This is a genomic window from Pseudomonas brassicacearum, from assembly GCF_003732265.1.
GTDB classification, from domain to species: Bacteria; Pseudomonadota; Gammaproteobacteria; order Pseudomonadales; family Pseudomonadaceae; genus Aquipseudomonas; species Aquipseudomonas brassicacearum_D.
In genome coordinates this window covers 1-26102 of record NZ_MOBK01000001.1, presented here as the reverse complement: position 1 = coordinate 26102, position 26102 = coordinate 1, and the positions used below count along the sequence as shown (strand labels likewise).

The window sequence follows — 26102 nt, the reverse complement described above, 5'->3', positions numbered from 1 at the left end:
CCCCAGGCATGCCCCGTTAGTTTTTTTTAAACGTTCATTGCGCTGAGCGTAGTTGAAGTTCCGCGCGCACAGGATCCAGACGAAACTGTAAAAATTCCGTGAAAGTCGAGCGTGATTCAGGTTTTTCCGCGCGGGGCCGAAATCCTATCAGACAAGCCTTTAAAACGCTGCCGCGGAATACGACTTGGGTCGCCTATGCCCGACCGGCAAAGCGTGGTTGGATGCTGGCAATCGTTTATGACAATAAAAAGAAAACTGGAGTGACAGCGTTATGAACAGCTTGCGCAGTGTGTCGATCAGCCGACGCTTGTGGCTCATCTTGATCGTGTCGGTAGTGATGTTGTTGACGCTGGGCGTGTTGATGCTCAAACAGATTCACGACGACCTTTATCTGGCCAAGGCCCAGAAAACCCAGCACGTGGTACAGACCGCCAGCGGCATTCTGAATTACTACCATGACCTGGAAACAGCCGGCACCCTCACCCGCGATGCCGCACAGAAGCAGGCACTGACCGCGGTTCGCGGGCTGCGCTATGACCAGAATGACTATTTCTGGATCAACGACCTGACGCCGGTGATGATCATGCACCCGGCCAACCCCAAGCTGGACGGCCAGAACCTCTCGGCTATCCGCGACCCGGACGGTTTTGCGGTGTTTAACGAAATGGTCGCCGTGGCCAAGGCCAAGGGCGCCGGCATGGTCAACTACCGCTGGCCGAAACCGGGCGCCAGTGCCCCGGTGGAAAAAACCTCTTACGTCAAACTCTTCGAGCCCTGGGGCTGGGTGATTGGCTCGGGCGTGTACATCGATGACATGCAAGCCGAATTCAATGGCCAAGTGTGGAAGGCCACCTTCGTCGGCGTGGTGATTGCGCTGGTGATGGCGCTGCTGGTCATCCTGATCGCGCGCAGTATCGTTCGCCCGCTCCAGGACACCGTGAACGCCATGGCCAACATCGCCAGCGGTGAAAGTGACCTGACCCGCAGCCTCGATACCCACGGCCAGGACGAAGTGGCGCAACTGGCACGGCACTTCAACGCGTTTACCACCAAGCTGCGCCTGGTGGTCACCGAGCTGCAGGTGTCCGCCAGCGCACTGGGTCAGTCGTCCAGTGAGTTGGGCAGTGACGCCGCCCAGGCTCAGCAACGCAGCCAGAAACAGTCCCAACAAATGGAACTGGTGGCCACGGCTATTAATGAAGTGACCTATGGCGTGCAGGATGTGGCCAAAAACGCCGAGCATGCGGCCAGCGAAATGCGCGACGCCGAATCCCAGGCGCAGCAGGGCCAGATCAACATCGACGGGAGCTTGCAGCAGATCGACAAACTGTCCGGCACCATCGATCAGGCTGTCGAAGTGATTCGCACCCTGGCAACGGAAAGCACGCAGATCGGCAGCGTCCTGGAGGTGATCCGCTCCATCGCCGAGCAAACCAACCTGCTCGCCCTCAACGCCGCCATTGAAGCCGCCCGGGCCGGTGAACAGGGTCGAGGATTCGCGGTGGTGGCCGATGAAGTGCGCCTGCTGGCCCAGCGCACGCAGAAGTCCACAGCAGAGATCCAGTCGATGATCGAACGCCTGCAAAGCCATTCGGAAGCCGCGGTCAAGGTCATCGGTGACAGCAGCCGCGCGTCACAACTGACCATCGAACAGGCCGGCCTGGCCGGTGCGAGCCTGAATGCGATTGGCCAGGCGTTACGCAACCTCAACGGGCTGAACGCGTCTATCGCCAGCGCGACGTTGCAGCAAGCCCATGTGGTGGAGGATATCAACCAGAACGTGACCCAGGCTGCGGGGCTGTCCCACAGCACTGCGTTGGCGGCGGAGCAATCGAGTGTGGCGAGTGTTCGACTCAAAGACCTGAGCGAGCAGTTGAACGGATTGCTCAAGCAATTTCGCGTGTAACCGCACACACGATAAACCCTGTGGCGAGGGGGCTTGCCCCCGTTCCAGTGCGCCGCGCTGGCACGATTATGGAAACGCTCAAGAATTAGGGGGCTGCTTCGCAACCCCGCGGGGGCAAGCCCCCTCGCCACAGAGCGCTGCTCGACAGCTGCTACACGTCCGAGGCGCCTGCCGGTACAATCCGCACCCCACTTCGCTTTCCCCAAGGAACCTCCATGTCCGGGCTTGAACTGTTTGCCGCCGCCCTCGGTGTGATCGCCGTCTGGTTGACGGTCAAACAGAACCCCTGGTGCTGGCCGATCGGTCTGGTCATGGTACTGCTCTATAGCTGGATCTTTTTTGAGGTGAAGCTGTATTCGGACATGCTCCTGCAAGTGATCTACGCCGCGCTGCAACTCTATGGCTGGTGGCAATGGACCCGCGCAGGCGAAGCGAATTCCGGTCGGCAGGTCAGCCGCCTCGACAGCAGGTCAGTGGCCCTGGGCCTGGCGGTCGGCGCGCTGGGCAGTGTGCTGTTGGGCGCTGCCATGGCGCACTGGACCGATGCCGCCCAGCCATGGCTCGACGCCGCACTGACCGGGTTCAGCCTGGTCGCGCAAATGTGGATGGCGCAAAAACGCGTGCAATGCTGGCCACTGTGGATCGCCGTTGATGTGATTTTCGTCGGGCTGTTTATTTATAAAGGCATGTACCTCACCTCTGCCCTCTATGCACTGTTCCTGCTGCTGGCCGTGCAAGGCTGGCGTGAATGGCATGCCGACCCGGCATTGCGCACATGAAGGTGCTGGTGCTCACAGGGCCCGAATCCAGTGGCAAGAGTTGGCTGGCGGCCGAGTTGCAGGGGCATTTCGGCGGTGTGCGGGTCGATGAATACGTGCGCTGGTTCATTGAGCAGAACCCCCGCGATACGTGCCTTGGCGATATTACCGAGATTGCCCGCGGCCAGTTGCAATGGGAAGATGAGGCCCGCTCCCCGCAACCCCGGCTGCTAATTCTCGACACTCACTTGCTGAGCAATATCCTCTGGAGCCAGACCTTGTTTGGCGACTGCCCTGAATGGCTTGAACCGGCATTATTGGCTCGCCATTACGATTTGCACTTGCTGCTGTCACCGGAGCACGTCGACTGGACGGATGATGGCCAGCGCTGTCAGCCCGAACTGAGTGAACGCCTGGTATTTTTCCAGGCGACCCACACCTGGCTCGAACAGCACCGCCAACCGTTTCAGATCCTGCGGGGAAGCTGGGAAAACCGCCGGGTTCAGGCCATTGAAGCGGTCTCTCGCCTACTGGCTAGCTGAGCCTGTTTTGGGTCGATTTGCCCAGCGATTTCCCCTGTTTTGGGGAAAGAGTGTCCGTTCGTGAAACACTCATCTGCCCGCAAACAGGCCGTTTCAGCGCCCTTCATCATCTTGTCATGGGTCTTGTTAAGCGCTTGAAACACATCCGCGCAAACCCTTGATCTAGAGCTTTGCGTCGCGATTGTTCAGCGTAACCCTGCAGGGCCTGTCTCAGCTATGAAACAGCGAACGTATCGCGCGCTTTTCATAAAAGGTTAACCCTTTGAATTAAAACAATAATTCAAAAGCGGCACAGCTTTCGCTCTCTCCTTCCCAACGCTGACTAGGGCCAGCCCACAAAAGAAGGAATTGCTGCCGTGGGGACTTTCAATAAAGGCATGACCTGCCTACTGCTGATCGGATGTGCCGCCACCTCGGTACTCAGTTTCAATGCCCAGGCTGAAGGTAACGGCGTAATTGTACTGAAACGCGATGTACAGCCCGTCCCTATTGGCCGCACTGGTGGCAAAGACCCCTACCCGACCACCGTCAATGCCAACCCATCGGCACGCATCACTTCAACCATGTCCAACACCGAGTTGACTGACGGTGATTTCGCCAACATTGCCAGCGGTTCGACCATCAGCGGCAACATCAATCCGAACTCAACCGGTGGCAGCATGCCCGGCCTCAACGTCGTGACCAATCCCAACGGGATGCCTGGCATGAGCGCCGGCCACGGTGGTGGCAGCGGTGCCGCGATTTCCGGAACCATCAATCGGGCCATGAGTTCCGGCCTGGCCCCACTGACCAGAATGGCCGGAGGTCAATGACATGAATCGTAGCCTGATCTTTCTCGCACTGTTGGCCAGTGCCAGCGCCATGGCCGACTCCGGTGTTCCAACCGTGAACAACGCCAACATCCAGGATGCCGGCGTCCAGTACAAAGGCAACTTCAACGTCAACCAGGCGGCCGGTGATCAACAACAACAAACCAACGTTCGCGCCATCGCTATCGGCACCAATGCCGGGGCGAGCACCAAGATCCACCAGTCACTCGACACCCCCGCCAATCCGTCCATGAATGCGACGGCCACCATCGGCGGCACCTCTTTCAGCAATGGCAACGGTGTACTGGGCGTCAACCAGAGCGCCGGGGCCAACAACCAGATGGCCAACGCTGCGCGGATCAGCATCAGTGCAGGACCGCAGAGCGTCGACGATAGCGCCCTTTCTCAACAGAACGTGGCGTTGCTACCAAACTCAGGAGCAACTGGGTCCCAAACCGGCAGTCGCCAGGTCGTTACCAGCGACCAGGCCTTCACCGGCAGCCGAGGGATTATCCAGGTGAACCAGAGTGCCGGGGTGGGGAACCGAATGGCTAACACCCTGAGCATCCGGGTCGCTGACTGACCCAAACGCAGTGCGATTAGAAAGTACCAACACTTAACCAACTAATAAGCACGGAGAAACACCATGAAACCTACAATGGCCTTGAAACCACTGGTTTTCGCTCTCGCAGCAGTGATGGCAATCGCAGCACAAGCAGGCGGTCGTGATGATGATCACGGTCATGGCAATGGGCACGGCAACGGGCATGGCAGTCATCAGCCTAAAGGCCCAACCCTGGATCAAATTCTTTCAATTACTGCAGGCGCTGGCGCTACTGTGATGGATACACAGGACAGCGATGGCAACACCGTGCTGAACCAAGGCACCAAAAATGGTGCCGCGCTCGACAACTCGCTCAATGGTTCCAACGGCAACATGGGCGCTAACGTGGCAGCCGGCGACGGCAACCAACAAGACAACGCCGCGGCACTGGCTACTGCTGACGAAAGCTTTATTTTTGGTTCCGCAGTTGCGGCTTCCAGCGCCACTCAAACCAACACTAACAACGCCGTTGGCAACTACTCCAACACCAACACTGCTACGCTCACTAACGCAGGCAACAATGGTTCCGGCAACATCGGGATGAACGTGACTGCTGGCAACTTCAACCAACAGAAAAACAACCTGGCGATTGCTGTATCGGGTGGCCGTGTAGCCGCAGCAGCCGCATCGGCTGACCAAAGCTCCAGTGGTCTGCAAGTGGCCAACAACGGCACTCAGACCTACAAAACCGACACCCTCAGAGGTACCTTCACTGCTGCTGGCGCGTTTGTAGCAGCGGGTAAAGCAGTGTCCACTCCTGCTGACGATGACCATGGTCACGGTGGCTATGGCAACGACAACAGAGGTGGTGGTCATGGCGGCGGCCATGATGATGGCAAAGTCAATTCCGACTTCGTTGCAGTTGGCGTCTTCGGTCTGGCTGGCGTAACCACTCAACAAGTGATGACCCCAGATGGCTGGAAAAACCCTGTAACCAACACTGCTGTAATGCAAAACTCGATGAACAACTTCTCCGGCAACGGCGGAGCCAACGTATCGTCTGGTGTAGGCAACCAACAAAGCAACTCGCTGTCCATCGCCGCAGGTTGCAAAGCCTGCCTGTAATCGCGATCGAAATGAAAGCCCCGGCAACGGGGCTTTTCCACAGTCCGCAAAGGCGTAATCGATCATGCGCAAGACTGCCCTTTTCGCCCTACTCTGCCTGTCTGGCCTGACTCAGGCCGCACAGATGCCGGTTGCCGCCCTGCCTGGCGGCGTGCTGGTCTATAAGCAGGTACAGAGTTTGCGTGAGCGCAAGTTTGCCGACATCGTCGAACAGAAAACCGACTTCAGTTGCGGTGCAGCCGCACTGGCGACGGTGTTACGCCAGGCTTATTGGCTCGACGTCGATGAGGAGCACATCATCAAAGGCATGCTGGTCAACGCTGACCAGAACCTTGTTCGTACTCAAGGTTTCTCCATGCTGGACATGAAGCGCTACATAGAAAGCATCGGCATGCGCGCCAGAGGCTACAAGATCCCACCCGAAAAGCTGGACGCTGTGACGATTCCGGTGGTGGTACTGATGGAAATTCGCGGCTACAAGCATTTCGTGGTGATGCAGCGTGCGGACAAGCAGTGGGTCTATATCGGCGACCCGGTACTTGGACACAAACGCTACTCCCATGATGACTTTGTCAAAGGTTGGAACGGCATAGTCTTCGCTATCGTAGGTCCCGGTTACGACAAAACCAATGCATTGCGCAGTCCACCGGTACCGCTGACGGCCAAGAACAAGCTGGATACCTTCAACCCTGTCAGAGACGCTGAATTGATGGATTTTGGTTTCATACAGAGCGACTTCTTTTAATCGCCAAAAGATGATATTGGGGCAGGATGCTCCGGGAGCAGCAGATGAAAACCTCATACTGGCTGGCCGTTGCCTGTCTGGCAGCGAGCGCATCAGGCTATGCCAATGGATTCAAACCCATCGAAATCAAGGATCAGGAACTCGCCCAGTTGCGCGGCCGTTATGTAATGCCGGGCCGGATTATCAGCTTCGGCGTGGTCATGAGCAGTACCTGGCGCAATGCCAGCGGTGACGTCATCGGAGCGGCGTCGTCCATGCAAATCCAGGCAACAACGATCAAACCCGAATTCTACGTATCAACCATCAAGATCGACGGCAATGGCACTACGCCTGACCAAGGCGCCGGCAGCGTGATTGGTGGAGCAGGCCTGGCGACCAGTCAGGGCGTTACCCAAAGCGTTCGAGCCGCCGGGGACGGCAACACCGCCTACAACAACGTCGCGATCGACGTGAAAGAAGCCAACCAGGCTCCGGCGCTCGTGCCGGGTCAAGGTCAAGCCCTGATGGCCGGGCAAACCATCAGCGGCAGCAACGCCGCCGGCAGCGTCGCCGTGTCAGCCACCGGGGGTGGCATACAAATGGCTATTCAAGCCAGCGGCAACCAGGGCACGGCGCTGCAACAAGTCGCCCAGGGCGGATTGCTGCAGAACACCCGATTGCTGGGCAACAGCAACATGGTCAATAACCTCACCCAACTCAACGTGGTGCTCAATAATAATGGCCCGAGTGCTGGCGCATTGGACTGCAACCTGACCCAACTTAACGCCCTACGCACCTTAGGATATTGAACTACGCTGACTCTCGATCATTGGGCTTTAAGGGACGGCTTATTCATGTATCGATCAGTATCACTGCGTGCAGTAGTTTGTTTGAGCACTCTGTTTCCGGCGGCAATGTTGCAAGCAGCACCCAACGCCGATGTAGAGGCCCTGAAACAGGAACTTCTGGAGCTAAAGCAACGATACGAAGTACAACAAAAGGCCCTGGCGGTACTCGAACAACGGGTCCGCCAGGTAGAGGATCAACCCGCAGCTCCCCCACCAAGACGCCTGGCCAAGTCGCCAGCCGACATGAAGGGGAACGCGGGAACCGCGGTAGCCACAGGGACTGGCGCCGCCGCAGCATCGGGGGGAGCCGCGGGGGGCAGCGGCAGTTCTTACGGCCAATCGCTGGCTGACGATTCACAACCGGCTCAGAGCGTTTCCAACCTGTACGACGAAGCCAGCGGGTTCTTCGGCGGCGGAAAATTCAGCGTCGAAACCGGGATCACTTACTCCCGATACGACACCCGCCAGCTGATCCTCAACGGTTTTCTCGCACTGGACTCGATCTTCCTTGGCAACATCAACCTCGACCGGATCAAGGCCGACACCTGGACGCTCGACCTCACGGGTCGCTACAACTTCAACAACCGCTGGCAGTTCGACCTGAACGTGCCGGTGATTTACCGCGAGTCGACCTATCAATCCGGTGGCGGCAATCAGGGCGCGGCTAACGTCACGACAGAAGCGACTGTCACCCAGGATCCGGAAATCGGTGACGTGAACTTTGGCGTCGCCTACAAATTTATGGACGAGTCGGTAAACACCCCGGATGCCGTGTTCACCTTCAGGGTCAAGGCGCCGACGGGCAAGGACCCGTTCGGGATCAAACTGCGTCAGACCGATGCCAATACCAACCTGTTCGTACCTGACTCCCTGCCGACCGGTAACGGCGTGTGGTCCGTCACCCCTGGTATCTCGCTGGTCAAAACCTTTGACCCGGCGGTGTTGTTCGGCAGCTTGTCCTACACGCACAACTTCGAAGAATCCTTCGACGACATCAGCGCGACGGTCAACCAGAAGACCCCGGGCAAGGTGCAAATCGGCGACAGCTTCCAGATCGGCGCAGGTATTGCGTTTGCCCTGAACGAAAAGATGAGTATGTCGTTCTCGGTGTCTGACCTGGTGCAACGCAAAAGCAAGCTGAAACAGGATGGCGGGGACTGGGAATCCGTGGTCTCCAGCGATGCAAACGCCGGCTACTTCAACATCGGCATGACCATTGCGGCCACCGACAACCTGACCATCGTACCCAACCTGTCCATGGGCATGACGGACGATGCCCCGGACTTCCAGTTCAGCCTGAAATTCCCTTACTACTTCTAACGCCTGACGAGGAATGGAAAAGGCCCGCTGCGATGCAAGTCGCAGCGGGCCTTTTCGTTTTGCCGCGCCCTAGCGGATCTGATGCTTGTGCAGCAATCGGTAAAAGGTTGGGCGTGAAACCCCCAGCACTCTGGCAGCGACACTGAGGTTGTCACTGTGCCGATTCAGTACGTCGCACAGCGCCTGGCGCTCAGCGCGCGTCTTGTAGTCCTCCAGCGTGCCCATGGGCGTGGCGAAGGCTTGCTGGCTGATCAGCCCAAGGTCGCGCGCTTCGATTTGCCGCCCTTCGGCCAACACCAGCCCGCGCCGTACCCGGTTGGCCAACTCGCGGACATTGCCCGGCCAGTCATGCTTGCCCATGGCAATCAGCGCGTCCTCACTGAAACTGCGCGGACGGCGCCCGGTTTCGTGGCTATAGAAGTGGGAAAAGTGGTTGGCCAGCATCGACAGATCGCCGTGGCGTTCACGCAACGGGGCGGTCACCACCTGAAGGACGTTCAGGCGGTAGTACAAATCTTCGCGAAAGCGTTTCTTCTCGATAGCGGCCTCAAGGTCGACGTGTGTTGCCGCCAATACCCGCACGTCCACCGGAATCGGCTGACTGCCGCCGACGCGTTCAATGTGCTTTTCCTGTAGGAAGCGCAACAGATTGGCCTGCAGTTCCAGCGGCAAATCGCCGATTTCATCTAGGAACAACGTGCCACCGTTCGCCGCTTCGATCCGCCCGACCTTGCGTTGATGGGCGCCGGTGAAGGCGCCCTTCTCATGGCCGAACAACTCGGACTGAATCAGGTGCTCAGGGATAGCGCCGCAATTGATCGCCACAAAAGGTTTGCTGTGGCGCTGGGACTGTCGGTGCAGGGTGCGGGCGACCAATTCTTTGCCAGTGCCGCTTTCGCCGCGGATCAACACCGGGGATTCGGTGGGCGCCAGTTTGCTCAACAACTTGCGCAGTTCGCGAATCGGTTTGCTGTCGCCCAGCAGTTCGTGCTCAGGCTGATCGATGTGAATCGTGCCCTGCCCGCGCAGGCGCGCCATGCCGAACGCCCGCCCCAAGGTGACCTGAACCCGGGAGACGTCAAACGGCAAGGTGTGAAAGTCGAAAAACCATTCGCAAACGAAGTCCCCGACATTCTGCAGGCGCAGGACTTCCTGATTGAGTACGGCGATCCACTCGGTGCCACTGCGGCTGATCAGCTCTTTGACGGCTTCCGGGCGTTCCAGGTGGAAGGGTTGTAATCGCAAGAGGCCAACGTCGCAGGTTTTATCGGCGGCGTTCTCCAGAGAACAGCTATCAACATCCCAACCCACAGAGCGTAAACCCGGTAACAGACGATGGCAGTCGTCACAGGGATCTACTACTAACAGACGTCGTAACGCGGGCGCTTCGATCATGACTGTTCCTTGGCGCCAAATTATAGGAAATATTAGTAAAAACAGTCATTTGGCGGACCTGGCTGTAACATTAGCAAGAATTTGACACAGCCTTGTATCGATTGACTATAGAGCAGCCACTTAATAAGTTATAAGCAGCGACTTGCTTAGTTACCTAACGAGTTGAACCTTTCATTCAGCTTTCAAAAGCAATCCCTGCTATTGAGTATATGAAAGAAAGTTGAAATTTCTTTTGTTTGTGTGTGACCTGACCCCCTATTGGGGGCATCAGTACAAGTAACCAGCCGAACGGTAAGCCCAACCGACGGCACATCACTTGATTGGGCATACAGAGAGAAGACCCCATGACCGCCCCGCTCCGTATCAACGAAGCTCTTTTGATTGCCGACCGCGCATTCCAACCTTTCCAATGCGTCGCCTGGGCTCAACAAGACGGCAACGGCGAGCTCTGCATCACCGTCATCGACCGCACCAAAACCCATATCGGCCGCACCCAAATCCCATGCAGCGCCTATACCGATCCTGCACAACTCGAATACCTGTTGCAGCAGGCCCGTGCCGAATTGAGCCAGGAAGGTTATAAGCTGCAATCGTGGTCCATGCCGCATTAAGGGTGTTCGCGGATTACTTCAAGGTAATCCGCCCCCTCTTTATCTGGCTGTTTGTGGCAATAACAGCGCACTCGATACTCCAACTTCCCCGCCTCGTATTACTTGGCTGCCTCGCCAGTGGTTCGAAAAGACACTGTTCTGGCACACAGTGACCCTCCGCCTGTTAGTTATGACAGTTGTGCAATCGCGCATTCAGGGATTGAATGTTTCGCAGGCAGTTGCCCCTCCCACACCCGGGTTTCGGTCAGCTCGCAAGGAGATGCGCGCATGCCACACCAGACTGTTTTTGCCTTACCTGTATCGCGGAACATCGCTGGCGACCTCGATAAAAGTTTTGCCGCCAATGGTAAAACCCAGGTGTATTTCGCGGGCAGTACCTCAAGCATCGCCAACAGCGTGGAAATCGACCCGAATGGTCGTGTGCTGGTGGCGGCAACTGTCGGCATGCGAGATGGCAATTGCTTTGGCCTGGCCCGGCTACTGGCAGACGGCTCGGCGGACCTGACGTTCGGGCTCAACGGCAGCGTGATCGGACAGTTTCAGCGTGGTCACGAAGCCATGGCGGGCAAAGTCCACGTCCTCGCCAACGGACACCTGCTGGTGGCTGGCCTGCACTATGAAAACGCCCACCGAACGCTGCCAGCGCTGGCACTGTTCGATTCGCAAGGTCACCCGGTCGAACATTTCGGTGATAACGGGCGCTGTGTCGTCCGCCTGCCGGGAAACCTGTCCCAAGGCATGCGCGACCTCTGGCTGCCTCCGGGGGTCCCGGGGGCCGAAGCCTGCGACGTCCAGGTCCAGGCGGATGGCCGGATCCTGCTGCTGGCCAACCACCATTTCGAATTGGCTGACCACGTCGGCCTGCTGATACGTCTTACCCGCCAGGGGGAACTGGACACGTCCTTCAACGGCCGAGGTTTTGTCATCGTCCGGCATCTACTGATGAACTCCTGGCTCAGCAGCCTGATGGTGCAACGCGACGGCCGGATCATGGTGGGTGGGTCAATCAATTTCCCCGAAGAAGGCTTGCTCGCCCGTTACCACCCCGATGGGCGCCTGGATGACACGTTCGCCGTGGATGGTTTTATGACGTTCCGGGCCGAGGAACGCGGCGCTCAGGTCAGCCAGATCATCGAGCAGGACAATGGCGACTTGCAGTGCTTTGGCAGCAGCCGCGACCCGATGCATTGCCTCGCGTTCAAAGTTCACGGCAATGGCCGCCCGGACACCCATTGCAACAGTGGCCATCCCCAACTCTTGAAAATCGGCCGCAGCGGTTGCCAATGGACAGCTGCCCGGCGCCTGAGCGACGGTCGAGTGATGGCGGTTGGCGCCACGATTGGCGGCGTCGAAGCCGATTTTCTATTGGCCCGATATTTACCCGGCGGTCAGCTGGACCCGGGGTTTGCCGAAGGCACCTGCTGGGTTCGAACGCGGCTGGGCCGCAGCCTGGACACTGCCACGTCGGTGGCCGCTCAGGCTGACGGAAGAATCGTCGTCGGCGGTTATTCGCTGGATGGCAACTATAAGGCCGTTGTTGTGCGATACCTCGGCTAGACCTGCATTCCCCGCACTTGATATTCCCATCCTGTTACGGCAAGTTGCGCGCTTCTTAATACAAGGAGTAGCCGATGTCCGGTTCAATGGCCCAGGCGTTCGCGCATAACTTTCTCGGCCACTCACCTCGCTGGTACAAGGCGAGCATTCTCGGTTTTCTGATTCTCAACGCAGTGGTGCTGTGGACCGTAGGTCCGGTCGTGGCCGGTTGGTTGCTGGTGCTGGAATTCATCTTCACCCTGGCCATGGCGCTCAAATGTTATCCGCTGATGCCCGGCGGGCTGCTGGTGATCGAAGCCCTGCTGCTGAAAATGAGCACACCACAGGCGCTGTATGACGAACTGGTGCACAACTTTCCGGTGATCCTGCTGCTGATGTTCATGGTGGCCGGCATCTACTTCATGAAAGACCTGCTGCTGTTCCTGTTTTCGCGCTTGCTGCTGGGTGTTCGTTCCAAGGCTCTATTGGCGTTGATGTTCTGCTTCCTCTCGGCATTCCTCTCGGCGTTCCTCGATGCCTTGACCGTCACGGCAGTGATTATCAGTGCGGCCGTGGGGTTTTATTCGGTGTATCACCGCGTCGCCTCGGGCAACGATCCACGCCAGGACAGCGAGTTCAGCGATGACCAGCATTTGCCGCAACTGCACCATGAAGACCTTGAGCAGTTCCGCGCTTTCCTGCGCAGCCTGTTGATGCACGGTGCCGTGGGCACGGCACTGGGCGGTGTGTGCACGCTGGTGGGTGAGCCGCAGAACCTGCTGATCGGCCATGAGATGGGCTGGCACTTCGCCGAATTCTTTTTGAAAGTGGCCCCGGTTTCGCTGCCAGTGCTGGTCGCTGGCCTGGTGACGTGCGTGCTGTTGGAGAAACTGCGCTGGTTCGGTTATGGCACCCTGTTGCCCGATAACGTGCGCGCCGTGCTGGCCAACTATGCCGCCGAAGACGACGCCGAACGCACTGCACGTCAGCGCGCTGCCTTGTTGGTACAGGGCGCTGCGGCGTTGATCCTGATTGCAGGGCTGGCGTTTCACATCGCGGAAGTCGGCTTGATCGGGTTGATGGTGATCATCTTGATCACTGCATTCACCGGCATCACCGACGAACACCGGATCGGCAACGCGTTCAAGGACGCCATGCCATTCACCGCGTTGCTGGTGGTGTTTTTTGCGGTGGTGGCGGTGATTCATGATCAGCAACTGTTCACGCCGCTGATCCAGTGGGTCCTGGCGCTGCCGGCGGATCAGCAGCCGGGCATGTTGTTCATTGCCAACGGTGTGCTGTCGGCGATCAGCGACAACGTGTTTGTGGCGACCATTTACATCACGGAAGTGAAACGGGCGTTCATTGCCGGTCATATGACCCGCGAGCACTTCGAGACGCTGGCCATTGCGATCAACACCGGGACGAACCTGCCCAGCGTGGCGACACCCAATGGCCAGGCAGCGTTTCTGTTTCTGCTGACCTCGGCGATTGCACCGCTGATTCGGTTGTCGTATGGGCGGATGGTGTGGATGGCATTGCCGTATACGGTGGTGATGGGTGTGCTTGGGTGGTACGCCGTGAGTTACTGGCTGTAACACCGCAATCAAATGTGGGAGCGGGCTTGCTCGCGAAAGCGGTGTGCCAGTCTATGTAGATGTCGACTGATACGACGCCTTCGCGAGCAAGCCCGCTCCCACATTGGTTTTGAGTGTTTATCGAGGGAGGATGTAGCGCTCGATCGCCTGGGCCGCGCCGTCTTCGGTGTTAGGCCCGGTCACTACGTCAGCCTGACGCTTGACCGCCTCTTCCGCCTGGCCCATGGCAATCGACAGCCCGGCGCGATGAAACATCGCCGGGTCATTGCCGCCATCCCCCAACGCAGCGGTCTGCTCCAGCGAAACCCCGAGGTACTCGGCCAGTGTCGCCAGCGCCGCGCCCTTGTTCGCCTGCATCGCGGTCACGTCCAGGTACACCGGCTGTGAGCGCGAGACCTGGGCCTGGCCTTCGACCTTGGGCAGCAACTGCGCTTCCAGTTCGATCAGCAAACCGGTGTTATTACTGGCCGCGACGATCTTGTCGATGCGTTCCAGGTACGGTTCAAAACTCTCCACCACCACCGGCGGATACCCCAGGCCATGCTGCTCCCGGGGAACCATCGGGCCATCGGCGTCCTTCAACAGCCAGTCGCCGCCGCTGAACACCCACACTTCAATGTCCGGCAGATCGGCGAACTGCGTCAGGGTGGTGAGCGCAGCGGTCGCCGGCAAGTAATGAGCCACCAGCAAACTGCCGTCCGGGTTGACGATGGTGCCGCCATTGAACGCCGCCGTCGGCACATCGACCCCTAACGCTTCGATTTGCTGCAACATCGCTTTGGGCGGGCGACCGGTGGCCAGGCTGAACAGCACGCCCGCCTCGCGCAACGAACGGACCGCTTCGATAGTGCGCTGACTGAGCGTGTGATCGGGCAGCAACAACGTGCCGTCCATGTCACTGAGCAGAAAACGGATGGGGTGTTGCGTTACGCCGGTCATCCGAGGCCGTGCCAGACGCGACCGTCTCGGGTCAGCAGTTCATCGGCGTCGACCGGGCCATCCTCACCTGCCGCGTAAGGCTGAACCGTTGCGTCTTGCTGCCAGGCGTCGAGGAACGGCTGGACGGCGCGCCAACCGTTCTCGATGTTGTCGGCTCGCTGGAACAACGTCTGATCGCCGGTCAGGCAATCATAGATCAGCGTTTCGTAGCCGGTGGACGGCTGCATTTCGAAGAAGTCCTTATACGCAAAACCCAGTTCGATATTGGCCATCTTCAACGCCGGGCCAGGCCGCTTGGCCAACAGGTCGAACCACATGCCTTCGTTGGGCTGAATCTGGATGCGCAGGTAGGTCGGTTGCAACTCGTCGACCTCGGTGTCGCGGAACTGCGCATACGGCGCCGGTTTGAAGCAGATCACAATCTCGGTATCGCGCACGCTCATGCGTTTGCCGGTGCGCAAGTAAAACGGCACGCCGACCCAACGCCAGTTGTCGATCATGACTTTGAGCGCCACGTAGGTTTCGGTCGTGCTGTCGGGCGCCACGTTGTTTTCCTGGCGATAACCCGGCAGTGGGTTGCCGTCGACTTCGCCAGCGGCGTATTGACCACGGACCGAGTTGGCCCGAGCCTCTTCGGTGGACCAGGGGCGAATGGCCCCCACCACCTTGGCCTTCTCGCCTCGTACCGCATCGGCGCCAAACGCGGCCGGCGGTTCCATGGCCACCATCGCCAGTAACTGGAACAGGTGATTGGGCACCATGTCCCGCAGGGCGCCGGTGTGTTCATAAAAACTGCCACGGGTTTCGACGCCGACGGTTTCGGCGGCGGTAATCTGCACGTGGTCGATGTAATGGTTGTTCCAGAAGGCTTCGAACAGGCTGTTGGAGAACCGGCTGATCAGAATGTTCTGCACGGTCTCCTTGCCCAGGTAGTGATCGATCCGGTAGATCTGGTTTTCCGTCATCACCTTGAGCAGACACGCATTCAAGGCTTCGGCGGTTTGCAGGTCGGAGCCGAACGGTTTTTCGATGACCACCCTTCGGAACGATTCAGGCGTTTCCTGCAGTAAACCGGCGGCGCCGAGCCGACGCACCACTTCGCTGAAGAAACGTGGCGCGGTCGCCAGGTAGAAGACCGCGTTGCCCGTGCCGCTGTCGGCGATTTTCGCCGCCAGCGCTTGATAAGTGCTGTCGTCCAGGAAGTCGCCCTGGACGTAGCTGATGCCTTGGGCCAGTTTGTCCCACACCTGCGGATCAAGGGCTTGATCGCCCTTGCCGACCTTGGCGGCCACTTCGGTCCGAATGAAGTCTTCGAGCTTGCGGGCAAAGGCATCGTCAGTGATGGCGTTGTGGTCAACGCCGATGATCCGCAATCCATCCCCCAGCAGACCGTCGCGACTCAGGTTGTACAACGCCGGCATCAGCAGGCGTTTGACCAGGTCACCGTGGGCACCGAACAGGAACAACGTGGTCGGTGGTGCGGGTTCTGCCTTGGATTTATTGCGGATCAGACGGGTCATTTTTTCGAAGTCTCCACATGGCCGCCGAAGCCGAAGCGTTGGGCAGAGAGAATCTTGTCGCCAAACGTGCCTTGACCGCGCGAACGGTAGCGCGAGAACAGCGAGTTCGACAGTACTGGCACGGGCACCGATTGCTCCATGGCGGCTTCGATGGTCCAGCGACCTTCACCGCTGTCAGCCACGGAACCGGAATAGCCGTCGAGTTTCGGGTCGCTGGCCAGCGCATCGGCGGTCAGGTCGAGCAGCCAGGACGAGACCACGCTGCCACGACGCCAGACTTCGGCGATGTCGGCGACGTTCAGGTCAAAGCGCTGGTCTTGCGGCAGATGGGTGCTGGCCTTGGTCTTGAGGATGTCGAAACCCTCGGCGAAGGCCTGCATCATTCCGTATTCGATACCGTTGTGAATCATCTTCACAAAATGACCCGACCCTGCAGGGCCGGCGTGGATGTAGCCACGTTCGGCGCGATCGTCATCGGACTTGCGGTCCTTGGTGCGCGGGATGTCACCCATGCCCGGCGCCAGGCTGGCGAATAGCGGATCAAGGCGTTTTACTTCCTCGGCATCGCCGCCAATCATCATGCAATAGCCGCGTTCCAGGCCCCACACGCCGCCGGAGGTGCCGACGTCGATGTAGTGCAGGCCTTTTTCCGACAAGGTCTTGGCCCGGCGGATGTCGTCCTTATAGAAGGTGTTGCCGCCGTCGATGATGGTATCGCCGGGTTCGAGCAAGGTGCTCAGGGTCTCGATGGTGTCTTCGGTCGGTGCGCCGGCTGGCAGCATGACCCAGACCGCTCGCGGTTTGGCCAGGCCGGCGACCAGGGCCGGCAAGTCTGCGGCGCCCGTGGCGCCCTCGGCAGACAGGGTGTCGATGAAGGCGGTATTGCGGTCGTAAACGACAGTGGTATGCCCATTGAGCATCAGGCGCCGCGCAATATTGCCGCCCATGCGGCCCAGTCCAATGATCCCGAGTTGCATGTGCTGATGCTCCCTACTACAAATAAAGTGTGTCAAAGGTTATAGCCCAACGTGAGACATGGGGTTTAGTCCAGAGCGTTGGCACATAGTTTCCGGGCATTGTGCCCGATCCAGATTGATAACGTCGGTAATCGCGTCGAAGACACAACGACCATGAAAAATAAAAAAGTTCCCTTGTAAGGCAAAAGAAATCAAAATCAGCGCCGATAGTAGATCAGCACCCGCTTGCAAAGCGCGGATCTACAGTTGAGTCAACCATTTGCGAGGTGAGCAATGGGCACAGTACACGCAGCACGGCCAGCACAGACCCTTTACGTTACGATTCGTCGGGATGAATTGCGTCAATTGAAAGAAGAGCGCGACCTCTTGAAGCAGGAACTCGCGCAACTGCGCCAGCTGACTCAAGGCACTCAATCGCCTTCCTTACCCGTTACCCAGCGCGCACCTCAGGCCTGATTCGTTCAGGTAAATCGGAAACAGCCTTCTGCTGTTTCCGTCCTCGTCTGGCCCCCGCAAGCTCCTCCGTTTCACAAATTTTTCACAAATACTTACTGATAATCCCGCGCATTATGGCCGCTCGGTTCTCGTGTGGTCTCCGTTCGTCGGCAAGGGATGGCACGACGTCGAAGTGATTTCTGGCTGGAGCGTTGAATGGCATTGTTTAAACGCAGCACTACGTCTGCGAAAGGTTTCGATTGGGCAGGATTCCTCTGGTTGTTCCTGTTCTTCTGGTATTTTTCCGGCATCACCCAATTACTCATTCAACTGACCGGCACCTCGGGCTTTACCGGGTTCCGCCAGGCGTTTGTGATGAGCGCCATCTGGCTTGCGCCGATGCTGTTGTTCCCTAAACAGACGCGCGTGATGGCGGCGGTGATCGGCGTCGTGCTGTGGGCCTGCTCGATGGCCAGCCTGGGTTACTTCTTTATTTACCAGCAGGAGTTTTCCCAGAGCGTCATCTTCATCATGTTCGAGTCGAACATCTCTGAAGCTGGCGAGTACATGACCCAGTATTTCGCCTGGTGGATGGTCGCAGCGTTCCTCGCCCACACGCTGTTCGCTTATTTCCTGTGGACTCGCTTGCGCCCGGTCGTCTTGCCCCGCTGGCAGGCACTGGTTGCCGCGACGGCCATTGTGATCGCCGTGGTCGGCTACCCGCTGGTCAAGCAGACCGCACGCACCGGCAGTTTCGCTGAAGGTTTCGAGAAATTCGAAACCCGCATCGAGCCTGCCGTGCCTTGGCAGATGGCCGTGGCTTACCACCGTTATCTGGAAACCCTGGCAGGCATGCAAGACATGCTGCACAGCGCGAGCAAGATCCCACCGCTGAAAAACCTGACGGACACCATGGCCAACCAGCCGGCGACCCTGGTGCTGGTGATCGGCGAGTCCACCAACCGTCAGCGCATGAGCCTCTACGGCTACCCGCGTGAAACCACGCCGGAGCTGGACAAGCTCAAGGATCAACTGACGGTCTTCGACAACGTCATCACCCCGCGCCCTTACACCATTGAAGCGTTGCAACAGGTGCTGACCTTTGCTGACGAAGAAAACCCGGACCTTTACCTGTCCACGCCTTCGCTGGTCAGCATGATGAAACAGGCGGGTTACAAGACGTTCTGGATCACCAACCAACAGACCATGACCAAGCGCAACACCATGCTCACGACCTTCTCCGAGCAGGCCGACGAGCAGGTGTACCTGAACAACAACCGTAACCAGAACGCCGCGCAGTACGACGGCGACGTGATCGAGCCATTCAACAAGGCACTGGCCGATGCCGCGCCGCGCAAGTTGATCGTTGTGCATTTGCTCGGCACACACATGAGCTACCAATACCGTTACCCGCCAACGTTCGACAAGTTCACCGACCGTAAAGGCGTGCCGGACGGCGTGCGCGACGACCAGGTGCCTACGTACAACAGCTATGACAACGCGGTCCTGTACAACGACTTCGTGGTATCGAGCCTGATCAAGGACTACGCCAAGTCCGATCCGAACGGCTTCCTGCTGTACCTCTCCGACCACGGCGAAGACGTGTTCGACTCCGTCGGCCACACCACCCTCGGCCGCAACGAGAACAAGCCAACCGCGCCGATGTACACCATCCCGTTCATGGCCTGGGCCTCGCCGAAATGGCGTGAAAACCATGACTGGAGTTTTGCCGCGGACCTGAGCCGGCCTTACAGCAGCTCGCAGTTGATTCACACCTGGGCTGACCTCGCCGGGTTGAGTTCTGATGAACTGGACCGCAGCAAGAGCCTGGTCAGCGCCAGCTTCAAGCCGCGCCCATTGATGATCGGCAACCCTTATGAGCGCCAGGTGCGCCCACTGATCGACTTCAGCCTGATGAAGCCGAAAGCTGATTCGAAAGTTGATCCGACCATCGTCAAGCAGTAGATCCATTCAGGGGCCGATTCCGGCCCCTTTTGTTGTGCCCTGCGCAAAACCTCCCCTCTTGGAAACATCTTAAAACGAGATTAATTCTCGTTTGTCGCTAAATCCCCTCTCCTCTCTTCGTCTTTGAACAAACGGAAATTTTCCATTGACGACAAGGAGTCGGCTGCGATGTTCGCGCCTATCACCCGTTCCATGACTTTGACCTTCGGCCTGTGCAGTGCCGCACTCAGCCCTGATGCGCTGGCCGAGACTGATCCCGACAAACAGCCCGCCACCCTTGAACTGGCCGCCACCAGCGTGTCCGCCGACCGCCTGGGCAGCACCACCGAAAACACCGAGTCCTACACCACCGGCGCCATGAGCACTGCCACGCGCCTGAACCTGTCAATCAAGGACACCCCGCAATCGGTGTCCGTGGTCACCCGCCAGCAAATGGACGATTTCAAACTCGGCACGCTGTCCGAAGCCATGGGCCAGACCACCGGTATCGTGGTCCAGCACAATGACTCGGACCGGGTCAGCTATTCGTCCCGTGGTTATTCGATCACCAATTTCCAGATCGACGGGATGCTCAATACCTTCAGCTACATGAAGTCGGATTCGGACACCATCATCTACGACCGCATCGAAGTGGTTCGCGGCGCCACCGGGCTGACCACGGGCGCCGGTGATCCTTCGGCAACGATCAACATGGTGCGCAAACGACCGACCGCGCAGTGGCAAGCGCAGAGCGGGGTCAGCGCTGGCAGCTATGACGATTACTACAGTTACGTCGACGTTGGCGGGCCGCTGGCCTTCGATGGCCGTTTGCGCGGGCGCAGCGTGCTGGCGTATCGCGACAGCCATTCCTACCGCGACAAGTACCAACTGCAACGGGAAGTCGGCTACGGCATTCTTGAAGCCGACCTGACCGACGACACCCTGTTGGCCGTGGGTTACGACTATCAGGACAAACAGGTGCAAGGCACGTCCTGGGGCACGGTCCCATACTGGAACGCCGACGGCAGCAAAGCCAATCTGGGTCGCTCCACCAACATGGCGACGCCGTGGAGTTCCTGGCCGCTGAAGGACAGGACGGCATTCGCCACGCTGGAGCAGCAACTCGGCGCGGGCTGGCACTTCAAGGCGGCCTACACCCATCGCGAGAGTGACACCGACGGCAAGATTTACTACGCCGGTGGCGGTTTCCCCGAGGCGGATCGTAGCGGCATGGTCGCCAACGTCAGCCACATGATCGGCACGCAACAGATGGACGTGTATGACTTCAACGTGGCCGGGCCTTACTCACTGTTCGGGCGTGAGCACGAAATGATGATCGGGTATGGCGAATCGGAGCGCAGCGAAGAAAATCCTTACACGGTGGATGGCGCACGGCCGTCGGATTACGAAAATGTGCCTGACTGGAAATACATGGGCGGCATTCCCAAATTCCCCGACACCGTCACCCGCCTGCAAGGCGCCCATGAAAGCACCCGGCAAAAGGCCGGTTACCTGGCCACGCGCCTGACCCTGGCCGACGACCTGCACGCGGTACTCGGCAGTCGCTATGGCACGTGGGAAATCTCGAAAAAGTCCAACCGTTACGACAACAACTTGCAACTGACCGGCGTCGAAACCACCCGCCAGCAGCACAACGACATGTGGACGCCCTACGCCGGTCTGCTCTACGACATCACGCCCGAGTACACCGCCTACGTCAGCTACACCGACATCTTCAAGCCGCAAGACGCGCGCGACAGCAACCACAAATACCTCGAGCCAGTGGTGGGCAGCAACTATGAACTGGGGCTCAAGGGCAGCCTGCTCGAAGAACGCCTCAATCTCGCCACGGCATTGTTCTGGAGCAAGCAAGACAACGTTGCCGAACTCGACGACTCGGTGCCGCCGGACCCGGTCACCGGTGAGGAGTTTTTCAAATCCGGCGGCAAAGGCAACAAGGTCCAGGGCTTTGAAGCCGAGGTCTCCGGCGAGGTCATGGCAGGCTGGAACATGACGGCCGGTTACACCTACACCCATTCGGTCAACGGTGAAAAGCAACGCACCAACACCCCTCAACCGCTGAACATGGTGCGGCTGTCCACGGCGTATCGGCTGCCCGGCGAGTGGCAGGCACTGACCGTGGGTGGCGCGGTGAACTGGCAAAGCGACGTCTACCGCGCGGCCAGGCGCCCGGTCGGGCGTGGCGCCGATGGCGAAGTGATCACCGCCAGCGCGAACATCCGCCAGGAGGCGTACAGCGTGGTGAAGTTGATGTCGCGCTATGAATTCGACCGGCACCTCTCGGCGTCGCTGAACGTCGATAACCTGTTCGACACGATGTATTACGACAACGTCGGGTTCTACAACGGCGTGTTTTGGGGTGACCCGCGTACCGTCACGTTAAGCCTGGACTGGAAGCTCTAGCATGCTCATTCCCATTTGGCAGAATCGGCAGATAATGTCCCTGCGACATTGCTTCATGGACGAAAGGCCCTGAACCCGTAATGGGAGGCACCCATGAAATGTACGACCCTGATCGTTGCTGGCCTGATGATGTTCGGCTCAGTCTCTGCCTTTGCAGAATACGGCTCCGAACGCATGCAGTATTACTACGAGACGTTGCATCTCGCCCAGCAAAAGGCAAATGGCTTCGAGATCAAAAATATTGAACTGCGTGTTCCGAGCGATCAAACCGCACAAGTGACCGAAAACTACAAACCGAAGTAATCGAAGCCAGCCGGGCGTCCTGAGGGGCGCCCTTTTTTATGCCTGAGCAGTTAAAGCGCCTTGGTCCAGAACAGCATGCGGCCATGGGCCGGGTCGAACATGCCGGCAGCAAACCCGAACTTGCCATAAGACGCTTGTGCGACCGCATTGCCTTCGAGGACTTCCAGGGTGATCTTGCAGCAACCGCGCTGGCGGGCAATGTCTTCCACCTTTTGCAGCATCTTCTGGCTCAGCCCCAACCCGCGAAACTGCGGCACCACTGACACGTCGTGCACGTTGACCAGTGGCCGGCAGGCAAAGGTCGAGAAACCTTCGAAGCAATTGACCAGCCCGGCCGGCGCGCCGTCGACAAACGCCAACACACTGAACGCGTGGGGACGCTTGGCCAGCTCCCCCGGCAGTTGCTGCAGAATATCTTCGGGCAATGCATGCCCGCCGCCCATCCGGTCCTGGGCATAGGCATTGAGCACCACGCCAATCGCCTCGGCGTGCACCGGGTTGGTGTAGCTGGCCTGAAGCACCAGAATGTCTGCGGATTCCATTTCCATCGTTGCTATCCCGTCGAGTTGTCCCGGCGCGTACTCGCGCCGCAAAGTCGGAGGACATTAACGTGAGTCGCCATCGCCGACAACCTGATCCAGCCTTCAAACACCCCAGATCAGCGTCTCGGTCCAGCCCAGCTCGACAAAATCCGCCGCGCGCAAACCCGACTCGCCGGAACAGAAAAACTCGTCCAGTTGCGGCGGTGCCACCGAGGTGCCGCTGAGCATGCCATGGACCTGGCCGCGGTGATGAAGCTGGTGTTCGAACAGGTGGGACAGTAGACGTAAACGGCTGTCATGTTGTGGCGTGTCACGGGCGATGGTGACGATTCGCCCGAGGTCGGTATCACGCAATTGCTCGCAGTAGGCAATCAACCGATTGTCCACCAGCGATTGCTCGCGCTTGAGGTCAGCGCCGACGCTGAACGGCTCGTCATCCTTGAAAAAAACGTAGCAGTCGGGGTGCGGATCATCACCGCGCAACTCGCGCTCCAGCGCGTCCACGTAAAACCAGTCGCAGGTCAGGATGTGGTTGAGGGTGGCAATCAGACTGGGAAAGAAGCTGACGCGCGGGGCCGCCAACTCGGCCGGGGGCAACCGGCTCCAGGCTTTGGCGAGTCGGTAATTGGCCCAGGCGTTTTGATAAGCCATGGTCAGCAGATGGTGAGACAGGGGCTGATTCATGTTCGCGACTCCCGACAATCAGGCTTCAGCAAAGCGTTGCAGCTGCATTTCCTTCAAACGGCTTAACGTGCGGCGGAACGGGAATTCCAGATAACCCTCGGTGTACAAGGCCTCCATCGGCACCTGCGCTTCGAGGTACAGCGGCACTTTGCGGTCGTAGCACTCGTCCACCAGCGCGATGAACCGCCGCACGCCATCGTCGTGCACGGACAGTTGCGGCAGCTCGCGGTCTCCCGCAACGACGTGTTCGGCCGCGTCTTCGGTGCCTCGGGCGATGCGCCCTTCGCGTTTTTGTGCGCTGAGGTTCGGCACTTCACTCAACAGAATAGCGCTGTAGGTGTCGCACAGGGCCATGAAGTCCATGGCCGAGAAAGGTTGCTCGCACAGGTCGGCATACCGGCACCACAACACGCTGGCGCTGGCCTGCAGGACATTGACGTGACGGTAGCCGACGGTCACCGGGTCGCTGGACACGGACTGGCCCACGGTCAAGGCCTTGAACACCTCGCCCAGTGCATCGGGATGCGCGGCATCGCTCACCCAGTAGCGCTGCAACGCGGTGCCCGGGTGCAGGCGATGGTCTTCGCCGCCCTCCACCGCGATCACCTGCATGTGCCGCTTGATTGCCTCGATCGCGGGCACAAAGCGGTCGCGATTGAAACCATCGGCGTAGAGCTGGTCCGGCGGCAGGTTGGAGGTACACACCACCACCACGCCTTGCTCGAACATCACCTGAAACAAGCGCCCGAGAATGATTGCGTCTCCGATGTCATTGACGAACAACTCGTCAAAGCACAGCACGCGCACTTCCTCACTCAACTCCCGTGCCAGCGCTTTCAAGGGGTCGGCGGTGCCGGTCAGTTGAAACGAACGCTGGTGCACCCAGCCCATGAAGTGGTGGAAATGCTGACGCCGGGCCGGCACGCGCAAGGTTTGATAGAACTGATCCATCAACCAGGTCTTGCCCCGCCCGACCGGTCCCCACAGGTAAACACCGGTGACCGGGGTTCGCCCTTCATGCAAGGCTTCGTGGCATTTTTGCAGCGCCCACACGGCGTGTTCCTGGGCTTCGTCCTGGACGAAGCCCTTGGTTTCAATGGCGTGTTGCCAGGCGCTTAACGGAGAGTCGACATTCATGCGCGGGAGTATACGTCTGATCTGGAGCAACTGCCGCAGACTGCGTTCGCCTGTAGCAGCTGACGAGCACCGCGAGGCTGCGTTCGGCGACGAAGTGGTCGTGAAATCAGACACCGCAGTGTGACAGGAAAACCGCATTCGCAGGGTTTACGACGACTGCGTCGCCGAACGCAGCCTCGCGGTGCTCGACAGCTGCTACGTGCGACCCCCGCAAAAACTTGAGTAGGCCCGGTGGTCGCCTATTTTGCCACTTCCAGGAAAAGCGCATTGACGGCATAGATTATCGGCATCATATTAAATACATGTTGCCAGACATCTATACTTAATCCCGGTGTATTTTCTCAGGAGTCACCCCATGCATTACAAAGTGTTCGGCCGCAAAACCGGCTTGCGGGTTTCGGAACTGGCGCTGGGCGCCGGCAATTTCGGCACGGGTTGGGGGCATGGTGCCGAGCGTGACGAGGCCAAGCGTATTTTCGATGGCTACCTGGAGGCCGGCGGCAACTTCATCGACACCGCCAACGGTTATCAGGCGGGTCAGTCGGAAGTGATGCTCAGCGAGTTCATCGCCGCCGAGCGCGATCGCCTGGTCATCGCCACCAAGTACACCTTGGGGACGACGCCGTCCGCGAGCATTTCCCACACCGGTAACAACCGCAAAAACATGGTTCGCGCCGTGGAAGAAAGCCTGACCCGGCTCAAAACCGATCACCTGGACCTGTTCTGGGCGCACATGAGCGATGGCGTGACGCCCATGGAAGAAATCCTGCGCGGCTTCGATGATCTGGTGCGCGCCGGCAAGATTCATTACGCGGGGCTGTCGAACTTCCCCGCGTGGCGTATCGCCCGCGCCGATGTGTTGGCCGAGGTGCGTGGTTTTTCGCCGATTGCAGCGCTTCAGGTGGAATACAGCCTGGCTGAACGTACAGCCGAACGTGAACAACTGCCGATGGCCGAAGCCTTGGGCCTGGCGGCGACATTATGGTCGCCATTGGGTGGCGGCTTTCTCACCGGCAAGTACCGCTCCAACGATGGCGACAATCGCGCGTCCAAACTCGGCATGTTGATTCATGCGGAAAAAGGCGCCCGGGAAACCGCCATCCTTGATACGTTGCTCGCCGTTGCAGCCGAACTGGACGCGAGCGCGACGCACGTGGCCATTGCCTGGTTGCGGGCAAAAGCCCAGCGCTCGACCACCGCGCTGATTCCGATTCTGGGTTCGCGCACCCGTGAGCAATTGGACGCGACGCTGGGGGCACTGAACGTGCAACTGAGCGCGGATCAGTTGTCGCGACTCGATGGTGCCAGCGATGTGGCCAAAGGTGTGCCGCACGAAACGCTTGCCGGCTCTTTCTCACGGTTTAGCGGTGACCAAACCCTGGACCTGCCCATCATCCCGGTGGCCTGACACCTATCAGAAATGTGGGAGATTCTATGTTTGGGGGGAACCCCCAAACATAGAATTTGGGCTGTATTCACTT

Annotated in this window: 24 protein-coding genes; 17 read left to right on the top strand and 7 right to left on the bottom strand. The window is 58.9% G+C overall.

The genetic code is table 11. The annotated features are described in order from the left end of the window. Positions 1–271: 271 nt before the first annotated feature. From BK660_RS00120 to BK660_RS00080, 9 genes are all read left to right on the top strand, one after another. Positions 272–1906, top strand: a complete 1635-nt coding sequence (locus tag BK660_RS00120; RefSeq protein WP_123431520.1) for a methyl-accepting chemotaxis protein — start codon at positions 272–274, stop codon at positions 1904–1906. Between the two features lie 215 nt (positions 1907–2121). Continuing rightward, positions 2122–2685: a nicotinamide riboside transporter PnuC gene (pnuC, locus tag BK660_RS00115; protein WP_123431519.1), complete on the top strand. Its 564-nt coding sequence runs from the start codon at positions 2122–2124 to the stop codon at positions 2683–2685. Continuing rightward, entirely contained in the window at positions 2682–3206 is a 525-nt protein-coding gene (locus BK660_RS00110) for an AAA family ATPase (RefSeq protein WP_123431518.1), read from the top strand. The genes pnuC and BK660_RS00110 overlap by 4 nt, the downstream gene beginning before the upstream one ends. A gap of 356 nt (positions 3207–3562) precedes the next feature. Then, positions 3563–4018: a hypothetical protein gene (locus BK660_RS00105; protein ID WP_123431517.1), complete on the top strand. Its 456-nt coding sequence runs from the start codon at positions 3563–3565 to the stop codon at positions 4016–4018. A gap of 1 nt (position 4019) precedes the next feature. Continuing rightward, complete coding sequence (locus BK660_RS00100) at positions 4020–4598, top strand: adhesin (RefSeq protein WP_123431516.1); 579 nt, start codon at positions 4020–4022, stop codon at positions 4596–4598. A gap of 63 nt (positions 4599–4661) precedes the next feature. Then, on the top strand, positions 4662–5684 hold the full coding sequence (locus BK660_RS00095) for a heme utilization protein (RefSeq protein WP_123431515.1): 1023 nt from the start codon (positions 4662–4664) through the stop codon (positions 5682–5684). A 64-nt stretch (positions 5685–5748) separates the two neighbouring features. Beyond that, entirely contained in the window at positions 5749–6429 is a 681-nt protein-coding gene (locus BK660_RS00090) for a C39 family peptidase (protein WP_046033098.1), read from the top strand. Positions 6430–6473: 44 nt separating this feature from the next. Continuing rightward, the gene (locus BK660_RS00085; protein ID WP_123431514.1) at positions 6474–7217 is read left to right on the top strand and encodes a hypothetical protein; all 744 of its coding nucleotides are present in this window, start codon (positions 6474–6476) and stop codon (positions 7215–7217) included. Between the two features lie 45 nt (positions 7218–7262). Further along, positions 7263–8576 carry a transporter gene (locus tag BK660_RS00080; RefSeq protein ID WP_123431513.1) on the top strand — a complete coding sequence of 438 codons (1314 nt, stop codon included), beginning with the start codon at positions 7263–7265 and terminating at the stop codon, positions 8574–8576. Positions 8577–8645: 69 nt separating this feature from the next. Here BK660_RS00080 and BK660_RS00075 read toward each other — a convergent pair whose 3' ends face one another. After that, positions 8646–9971: a sigma-54 dependent transcriptional regulator gene (locus tag BK660_RS00075; RefSeq protein ID WP_123431512.1), complete on the bottom strand. Its 1326-nt coding sequence runs from the start codon at positions 9969–9971 to the stop codon at positions 8646–8648. A gap of 344 nt (positions 9972–10315) precedes the next feature. Here BK660_RS00075 and BK660_RS00070 point away from each other — a divergent pair, with 344 nt between their 5' ends. From BK660_RS00070 to nhaB, 3 genes are all read left to right on the top strand, one after another. Next, on the top strand, positions 10316–10582 hold the full coding sequence (locus BK660_RS00070; protein WP_123431511.1) for a hypothetical protein: 267 nt from the start codon (positions 10316–10318) through the stop codon (positions 10580–10582). 267 nt (positions 10583–10849) lie between these two features. Next, a complete protein-coding gene (locus tag BK660_RS00065) occupies positions 10850–12139 on the top strand; it encodes a delta-60 repeat domain-containing protein (RefSeq protein ID WP_123431510.1) in 1290 nt (429 codons plus the stop codon). A 74-nt stretch (positions 12140–12213) separates the two neighbouring features. Continuing rightward, positions 12214–13716, top strand: a complete 1503-nt coding sequence (nhaB, locus tag BK660_RS00060) for a sodium/proton antiporter NhaB (RefSeq protein ID WP_123431509.1) — start codon at positions 12214–12216, stop codon at positions 13714–13716. A 117-nt stretch (positions 13717–13833) separates the two neighbouring features. Here the strand turns inward: nhaB and BK660_RS00055 are convergent, their stop codons facing one another. From BK660_RS00055 to gnd, 3 genes are read right to left on the bottom strand one after another with little or no spacing between them, the layout of a single operon-like run. Continuing rightward, positions 13834–14655 (bottom strand): HAD family hydrolase, encoded by an 822-nt coding sequence (locus BK660_RS00055; protein WP_123431508.1) that lies wholly within the window; start codon positions 14653–14655, stop codon positions 13834–13836. Continuing rightward, entirely contained in the window at positions 14652–16175 is a 1524-nt protein-coding gene (zwf, locus tag BK660_RS00050) for a glucose-6-phosphate dehydrogenase (RefSeq protein ID WP_123431507.1), read from the bottom strand. Before zwf ends, BK660_RS00055 begins: the two co-directional genes overlap by 4 nt. After that, entirely contained in the window at positions 16172–17152 is a 981-nt protein-coding gene (gene gnd / locus BK660_RS00045) for a phosphogluconate dehydrogenase (NAD(+)-dependent, decarboxylating) (protein WP_123431506.1), read from the bottom strand. Before gnd ends, zwf begins: the two co-directional genes overlap by 4 nt. A 273-nt stretch (positions 17153–17425) precedes the next feature. On the opposite strand from gnd, the gene BK660_RS00040 reads away from it, so the two are divergent. The 4 genes from BK660_RS00040 to BK660_RS00025 all read left to right on the top strand — a co-directional run bounded on the left by BK660_RS00040 (position 17426) and on the right by BK660_RS00025 (position 22258). Further along, positions 17426–17608 (top strand): DUF6026 family protein, encoded by a 183-nt coding sequence (locus BK660_RS00040; protein WP_123431505.1) that lies wholly within the window; start codon positions 17426–17428, stop codon positions 17606–17608. A gap of 195 nt (positions 17609–17803) precedes the next feature. Then, the gene (locus BK660_RS00035; RefSeq protein WP_123431504.1) at positions 17804–19552 is read left to right on the top strand and encodes a phosphoethanolamine transferase CptA; all 1749 of its coding nucleotides are present in this window, start codon (positions 17804–17806) and stop codon (positions 19550–19552) included. Between the two features lie 168 nt (positions 19553–19720). Continuing rightward, positions 19721–21955 carry a TonB-dependent siderophore receptor gene (locus tag BK660_RS00030; RefSeq protein WP_123431503.1) on the top strand — a complete coding sequence of 745 codons (2235 nt, stop codon included), beginning with the start codon at positions 19721–19723 and terminating at the stop codon, positions 21953–21955. A gap of 93 nt (positions 21956–22048) precedes the next feature. Then, the gene (locus BK660_RS00025) at positions 22049–22258 is read left to right on the top strand and encodes a hypothetical protein (protein ID WP_123431502.1); all 210 of its coding nucleotides are present in this window, start codon (positions 22049–22051) and stop codon (positions 22256–22258) included. 50 nt (positions 22259–22308) lie between these two features. Here the strand turns inward: BK660_RS00025 and BK660_RS00020 are convergent, their stop codons facing one another. From BK660_RS00020 to zapE, 3 genes are all read right to left on the bottom strand, one after another. Further along, on the bottom strand, positions 22309–22800 hold the full coding sequence (locus tag BK660_RS00020) for a GNAT family N-acetyltransferase (protein WP_123432508.1): 492 nt from the start codon (positions 22798–22800) through the stop codon (positions 22309–22311). Positions 22801–22902: 102 nt separating this feature from the next. Continuing rightward, a complete protein-coding gene (locus tag BK660_RS00015; RefSeq protein WP_123431501.1) occupies positions 22903–23484 on the bottom strand; it encodes a DinB family protein in 582 nt (193 codons plus the stop codon). A gap of 18 nt (positions 23485–23502) precedes the next feature. Continuing rightward, a complete protein-coding gene (gene zapE / locus BK660_RS00010; RefSeq protein ID WP_123431500.1) occupies positions 23503–24621 on the bottom strand; it encodes a cell division protein ZapE in 1119 nt (372 codons plus the stop codon). A gap of 355 nt (positions 24622–24976) precedes the next feature. On the opposite strand from zapE, the gene BK660_RS00005 reads away from it, so the two are divergent. Then, complete coding sequence (locus BK660_RS00005) at positions 24977–26029, top strand: aldo/keto reductase (protein WP_123431499.1); 1053 nt, start codon at positions 24977–24979, stop codon at positions 26027–26029. Positions 26030–26102: the final 73 nt, after the last annotated feature.

Bases quoted from the DNA above. Each gene is read 5' to 3' on its own strand.
- BK660_RS00120 (WP_123431520.1), top strand. From the start codon at position 272: ATGAACAGCTTGCGCAGTGTGTCGATCAGCCGACGCTTGTGGCTCATC.
- pnuC (WP_123431519.1), top strand. From the start codon at position 2,122: ATGTCCGGGCTTGAACTGTTTGCCGCCGCCCTCGGTGTGATCGCCGTC.
- BK660_RS00110 (WP_123431518.1), top strand. From the start codon at position 2,682: ATGAAGGTGCTGGTGCTCACAGGGCCCGAATCCAGTGGCAAGAGTTGG.
- BK660_RS00100 (WP_123431516.1), top strand. From the start codon at position 4,020: ATGAATCGTAGCCTGATCTTTCTCGCACTGTTGGCCAGTGCCAGCGCC.
- BK660_RS00095 (WP_123431515.1), top strand. From the start codon at position 4,662: ATGAAACCTACAATGGCCTTGAAACCACTGGTTTTCGCTCTCGCAGCA.
- BK660_RS00090 (WP_046033098.1), top strand. From the start codon at position 5,749: ATGCGCAAGACTGCCCTTTTCGCCCTACTCTGCCTGTCTGGCCTGACT.
- BK660_RS00085 (WP_123431514.1), top strand. From the start codon at position 6,474: ATGAAAACCTCATACTGGCTGGCCGTTGCCTGTCTGGCAGCGAGCGCA.
- BK660_RS00080 (WP_123431513.1), top strand. From the start codon at position 7,263: ATGTATCGATCAGTATCACTGCGTGCAGTAGTTTGTTTGAGCACTCTG.
- BK660_RS00075 (WP_123431512.1), bottom strand. From the start codon at position 9,971: ATGATCGAAGCGCCCGCGTTACGACGTCTGTTAGTAGTAGATCCCTGT.
- BK660_RS00070 (WP_123431511.1), top strand. From the start codon at position 10,316: ATGACCGCCCCGCTCCGTATCAACGAAGCTCTTTTGATTGCCGACCGC.
- BK660_RS00065 (WP_123431510.1), top strand. From the start codon at position 10,850: ATGCCACACCAGACTGTTTTTGCCTTACCTGTATCGCGGAACATCGCT.
- nhaB (WP_123431509.1), top strand. From the start codon at position 12,214: ATGTCCGGTTCAATGGCCCAGGCGTTCGCGCATAACTTTCTCGGCCAC.
- BK660_RS00055 (WP_123431508.1), bottom strand. From the start codon at position 14,655: ATGACCGGCGTAACGCAACACCCCATCCGTTTTCTGCTCAGTGACATG.
- zwf (WP_123431507.1), bottom strand. From the start codon at position 16,175: ATGACCCGTCTGATCCGCAATAAATCCAAGGCAGAACCCGCACCACCG.
- gnd (WP_123431506.1), bottom strand. From the start codon at position 17,152: ATGCAACTCGGGATCATTGGACTGGGCCGCATGGGCGGCAATATTGCG.
- BK660_RS00040 (WP_123431505.1), top strand. From the start codon at position 17,426: ATGGGCACAGTACACGCAGCACGGCCAGCACAGACCCTTTACGTTACG.
- BK660_RS00035 (WP_123431504.1), top strand. From the start codon at position 17,804: ATGGCATTGTTTAAACGCAGCACTACGTCTGCGAAAGGTTTCGATTGG.
- BK660_RS00030 (WP_123431503.1), top strand. From the start codon at position 19,721: ATGTTCGCGCCTATCACCCGTTCCATGACTTTGACCTTCGGCCTGTGC.
- BK660_RS00025 (WP_123431502.1), top strand. From the start codon at position 22,049: ATGAAATGTACGACCCTGATCGTTGCTGGCCTGATGATGTTCGGCTCA.
- BK660_RS00020 (WP_123432508.1), bottom strand. From the start codon at position 22,800: ATGGAATCCGCAGACATTCTGGTGCTTCAGGCCAGCTACACCAACCCG.
- BK660_RS00015 (WP_123431501.1), bottom strand. From the start codon at position 23,484: ATGAATCAGCCCCTGTCTCACCATCTGCTGACCATGGCTTATCAAAAC.
- zapE (WP_123431500.1), bottom strand. From the start codon at position 24,621: ATGAATGTCGACTCTCCGTTAAGCGCCTGGCAACACGCCATTGAAACC.
- BK660_RS00005 (WP_123431499.1), top strand. From the start codon at position 24,977: ATGCATTACAAAGTGTTCGGCCGCAAAACCGGCTTGCGGGTTTCGGAA.